Raw genomic sequence first — 5,469 nt, forward strand, 5'->3', positions numbered from 1 at the left:
ATGGAATATTGATTTATAGATTCGAAAAGCTCGTAAACAGTAAATGCCCTAGGATTTCGTAAATTCCATTTTATTCCTTGGATATTTTTTCCTATTGTAACGAATGGAGTGATATGTTTTTTATTTCCAACTTGTTCTTCTTTGTAAGAATTAAATTGAACGCCCGGAATAAATAACATACTCTCTTCTTTTGATCGCTTCTCACTTAGATGGATGTAATCGCATGGTGGAGTTATATTCACGAGATACTCATCATCTTTAAGTAATATTGTTCCAAATTTCATTGTTTTTAAGAAGGAAGAAAATGAGTTAATGGCATCAATACTATCACACCATTCAGAACGGTGTGAGTTAATATCGGAAAGCATTATTTTCAGGTCTTCATATGGATCTTTTACTTCTAAAGATGAATTAAGAATAAATGCTTTATCATCCACATTCGCCATCTTAGTTGACAATAAATCCATTTCATCCTTAGGGGCTTTGGAACTTTCAAAAACTGAAACTATATGCTTTGCCATAATCTCAGAAAAATAATCTGAAAAAGATATATGATCAACTTCAGCAGAAAGTCTCAATCTGTTTATATGCCTGCTGTCCCATTCCCAGATTTTTTCTTTAAGATTTTTTGCTGCTTCATCAACACAAACACTCCATGAGTTTTGAAAACTATCCTGTTCTCTCATAAACTCTTTTTCAATATTAAGCTGGATAAAAACATGCTTCCACTGAATCTCTGAGCTTAGATCATCTACATTAGGTTTGTTTATTACTTTAAAACGTGAACTACTAACTTTAAGTGATTTATGCAAGGTCCTGAAGTTATCTAATATTTTATCTTTATGATAGGACATCAGGATAAATTGACTATTATTTCTGATGTTCTCATTATTAAATAAATCCTTAATTAACCCAGTAGATTCAGTTGAATCATCAAGCATTAAGTCTACAATAAATAAATCTGGCTGATTGTTTCCACAATATTTTAACGTATCTACATCATTGTTGAAAAAATGGATACTCTGATTATTTACACCTAAGTCTATCAACCATTGTTTTATTGAGTCTAATTTAGGTTTTTGTTCACCAATCCTTCTTTCAACAATTTCAATCAGATTTTTTTTATAATAATTAGGGGCTTTAACAGCAATATCTTCATTCGAAAAGGCTATAAGCCTTTGTTCTAAATTATCATATGACAAACCTTTTTCCTGAAGGATTTTTAGCCATTCTTTGGTATTGCGATCCGATTTGTCCATTAATTTTTTACTGACATGATCGCTAACACCATATTGAAGCAATCTTTCCTGTTTATATATTGGTTCATAATCATCATCAATGATTACAACATTGCTAAAATTAACTTTTGAGTTATCCATAATGTGTCAGTCTTTATCGTTTGGTAATTCAAGAATGAAATGTCTTAGTCTGCCATCTTCTTGACTTTGCACTTCAGAAAGATATAAATTCCCACCGTGATACTTTGTGACTTCCCTGGCGATAAATAATCCAAAGCCACGTCCATCCTTTTCGCTATTTTTAGTACTAAATCCTGCATCGAAAATGCGCTCGCGATCGTTTGGGTCGATTCCTGGTCCTGTGTCGGAGAAATGGATTACACGTGTATCTGACTCTACATCAATATAAATTGCTCGTTCTGTTGACTTTGATAAAGATGAAAATATCTTATCTTTCAAAAGCCAATAATATGAATTAGATATTAGATTTTCCAGTGCAATAGATAAAAAACCTCTAACCATTCTTATCTTAAAATCTTTTATATTAGGTGAGTTATCTAAAGTAACATAAACATGGACATCATTATCAGAAAACTTTTGGGCATAACCGCCTACAATAACATCTATATCTTCAAAAAGATTAAACTCAGTTGCTCTATTGCGAACAGCCTTTCCTATTGGATGAAACTGCCTTAGCCTAATATCAATTGTTTTTATTTCAGACTCAAGCTTAATCAATAGCGATGATATTTTCTCATTGCTTGTTTCGTTAGATAAATTAATTAGAAGCTCTCGTGTTTGATTTGTTGAGCGCATTAATTCATGTAATACACTATGCACCATAGTACCCGCACCAGCTAATTCTAAGATATCCTCTCTTTGATCTTTTATTGATTTTGTTACTGATTCAAAATCACGCACCGTTGTGGAAACAAAGTGAAGATTTTCTTGTATGTGTTTTAAACTTTCTCTTTGATCTTTAGTCGCAGTATTATTCAATGATGTAACTGCCTCTTTTATTTTATTAAGTTTATCTATGGCATTATCGACATCATTATTAATGATATTTTGAGCTCTATCAATTGCTTTAATATATTTATCCTTATTAATTGATTCCTTAAAGGTTGCTATTGCTATTTCCTGAACTATCCTTTTAACTAAAGATACTTGTGTATTGTCGATTAAACCTTCTCTATTCGACTTATCTTGCAATTTATTATTATTTCTTTTTGTAATTTGAAGTGAACCAATCAGTTGGATTCTATTTACTGTAAAACCCTGTCCTTTAAGTGCTAAACTATCTATCTCAAACCAATCCTTATCCGATTGGGAACCAGAGTAACCAATACGATATCCATCCCGATATATAGCAATACCACCACTCCAAAGATCTAATTCTTTATGCAACTCTGTACTCTTAGAACTTAGTGACTGATTCAATATGTCATTTTTTAATACCTTCCTATTGTACCACCGGAGTTTAAAGGAAAATGGGCCGATGTCAGATAATTCTTTTTCAGTGCAGTTAAACTTATGTGCTAAAGTCTTTAAATCCGTACTATACGGTGAAATGTTATCCTTATTTTTTGGATCCGATATTTTTAATATTATTTGTTTATCTTCATTAGGGCTAAAATTCAGCTCGACAAGTTTTTGTGCCAAATCCCATAATTCTGGAGACATTGCATCAATAGGAAGTCTGTCATCATAATCTAATGAGTTAAAATAAACATTAATTGGGAATTCATCTTCATCTACTGAAAAAGGATCTCGTAAACGCCGTAAGAAATTATTTATAATCTCTGTAATTATAAAGTTTTTTGTCCAGTTATGCGTTAGATCATAAATAATTATTTCCGTTCCATGCTTATAATTCTCACATGGGACTGCTGTCTTTTCTAATTTAATATCTATATCAGATAGAAGTACTTCTGGATCTTCAAATTTCCTCCAATTAAAATAGACTTTATTACTGTTATCCTTTGAACGCCAGCTTGTTACCTCAGAAATTTTCCCCAACCGCATCATTGCAAGACGGCCGATACCTTTATTACCTAAAAAAACCTCATCAGAGCTATCATCTACTTCTTTAAAGTTAGTCCCTACTTTTAAAAACACCTCACTTAAAATTTCTTCAGTCATACCAATGCCTGAGTCTAAAAACCTTATATAGTTTAACTTTCTCAACTCAGATATGACTTTTTCCTTGTCTTTAAGTTTAGATATTTCTTTAACTTTATTACGATACTCTAATTGTACTTCATCACTCAACTCTGTTCTTTTTCTTTCCAGTAATAATTCAGCTAACGAATTATAATCGACCAACTGATTAGTCGTAACTAACTCAATAAAATTACTTATGTCATCTTGAGATATTGGCGATATGAAAAAAATATCAATTTCCTCAGATTTTGCATCAATTGAATTTTTAATCAATTCATTTACTGCAATAGCATCTGACGTTATTAACTCAGAACCTAAATGAAGCAGTGTTCTTGCTGCTACTTGAAAAATTGCCATGTACACTCTCTACGTAATCATTTGATGAATATGATTAAAAATCACGCACTGTCATCGGATCTCTATGGTTTGATAAGAGCAAACTCACGCTACCGCCCTGAGGTTTAGGGCCATCCCCAGACCTTTTGAAGGGATTATGAACAACACTCAGTCAATGTTCAACGTTGATAATCAATATAGATCACAAACTTAGTTAATTATACGATTGTAGATCATTCTATTTCATTGAAGATAAAGAGTATTATACTAGTTAATCATGTATGGAAGACTTTTGGTCTGCTTTGTTCCTGAGGATGTCAGATATATTCTGTTCAATAAGACGACAGCTATTGCATTTTCTACCACGTTGCAACGAGGTGGTCATAGTTCATCTCATTCCATATCTAGATCTCGGCGCTAAGCTTCAGAAGCACAGAAAGGCATATAACACTTCTCATTACCCCCACTGAATCCACGGACTAGGAAGGGCTGATAGGTCACACATTCTCATATCAGCTTACTATCTACTAATTTAGCAAAGTCAAATGGGCTAACCTTCTTTTCCCTATTCTTATCCAGAAAATCCGCCCACCACTGCAGCATCAATCTACGCTCATCCAAATGCTCCGCCTTATGAATGTAAGCCGCCCGAACAGAGTTACGTTCCACATGACTCATCTGCCGTTCTACCGCATCCCTCGACCACAACCCCGATTCAATCAACGAGCTACATGCCATCGTCCTGAATCCATGCCCGCAAACCTCAACCTTCGTGTCGTATCCCATCACGCGCAGTGCCTTGTTCACCGTGTTTTCGCTCATCGGTTTACGAGGGTTATGATCGCCAACGAAAACAAAATCACGATCGCCACTAATCTTGTGAACCGCTTTAAGGATTGCTAGCGCCTGGCTAGATAGCGGCACCAAATGAGGTGTACGCATTTTCGAGCCACGCTGCGAATGCTTTACTCCTTCGATAGCTTCTCGTTCAGCTGGTATCGTCCACATTGCTGTTTCAAAATCGATTTCAGACCAACGCGCAAAGCGCAATTCACTGGAACGAATGAAGATTAATAACGTGAGTTCAACCGCCAGACGAGTTAAAGGACGTCCTGTGTAACTGTCAATTCTGTGGAGTAGTTAAGGTAGGCGTTTCAGCTCAAGTGCTGGACGATGAACACGGTTACTGGAAGCAACTGCTCCAGCCATCTCTTGGGCCGGGTTGTAATCAATCAGGCCACTTTGAACGGCATATCGCATGATGGCAGTTGTCCGTTGCTGAAGACGAGAGGCGACTTCAAAGCGGCCTGTAGCCTCAACGACTTTTATGGGGGCAAGCAGAGCACGAGTTTTTAGCTCTTCGATACTGCGTTTGCCAATTGCGGAGAACAGATTATCTTCCAGGCTTTTCAGCACCCGTCTGCTATGTTCTTCTGACCATTTTTTATTAGTGGCATGCCACTCTCTGGCAACTGACTCGAAGGTAATAGCCTCTTTCGCCTGTTCTTCTTTCACAACACGTTTATGCTCGCGAGGATCGATTCCTGCAGCAACAAGCCTTCTGGCCTCTTCTCTTTTTTGACGAGCATCAGCCAAGGATGTTTCGGGATAAACACCAAACGCCATCAGGTGTTGCTTACCGCCAAAGCGAAAGCGGAACCGCCAGTATTTTGAGCCGTTGGGGTGAATCAGCAAAAACATGCCATCCCCATCAACTAGGGTGTACTCCTTT

The 5,469-nt window shown here is 36.1% G+C and carries 2 protein-coding genes and 1 pseudogene; all 3 read right to left on the minus strand.

All coding sequences use genetic code 11. The annotated features are described in order from the left end of the window. The coding region (locus ADK28_RS03865) for a hypothetical protein (protein WP_048794938.1) at positions 1 to 1,379 on the minus strand (1,379 nt) is incomplete at its 3' end. Positions 1,380 to 1,385: 6 nt separating this feature from the next. Then, positions 1,386 to 3,758 carry a sensor histidine kinase gene (locus ADK28_RS29680; protein ID WP_082172244.1) on the minus strand — a complete coding sequence of 791 codons (2,373 nt, stop codon included), beginning with the start codon at positions 3,756 to 3,758 and terminating at the stop codon, positions 1,386 to 1,388. Positions 3,759 to 4,244: 486 nt separating this feature from the next. Next, positions 4,245 to 5,469, minus strand: a pseudogene (locus tag ADK28_RS03870) (tyrosine-type recombinase/integrase); the annotation flags it as partial.

Source organism: Serratia sp. 506_PEND (assembly GCF_001076875.1).
Taxonomy (GTDB): Bacteria; Pseudomonadota; Gammaproteobacteria; order Enterobacterales; family Enterobacteriaceae; genus Serratia; species Serratia marcescens.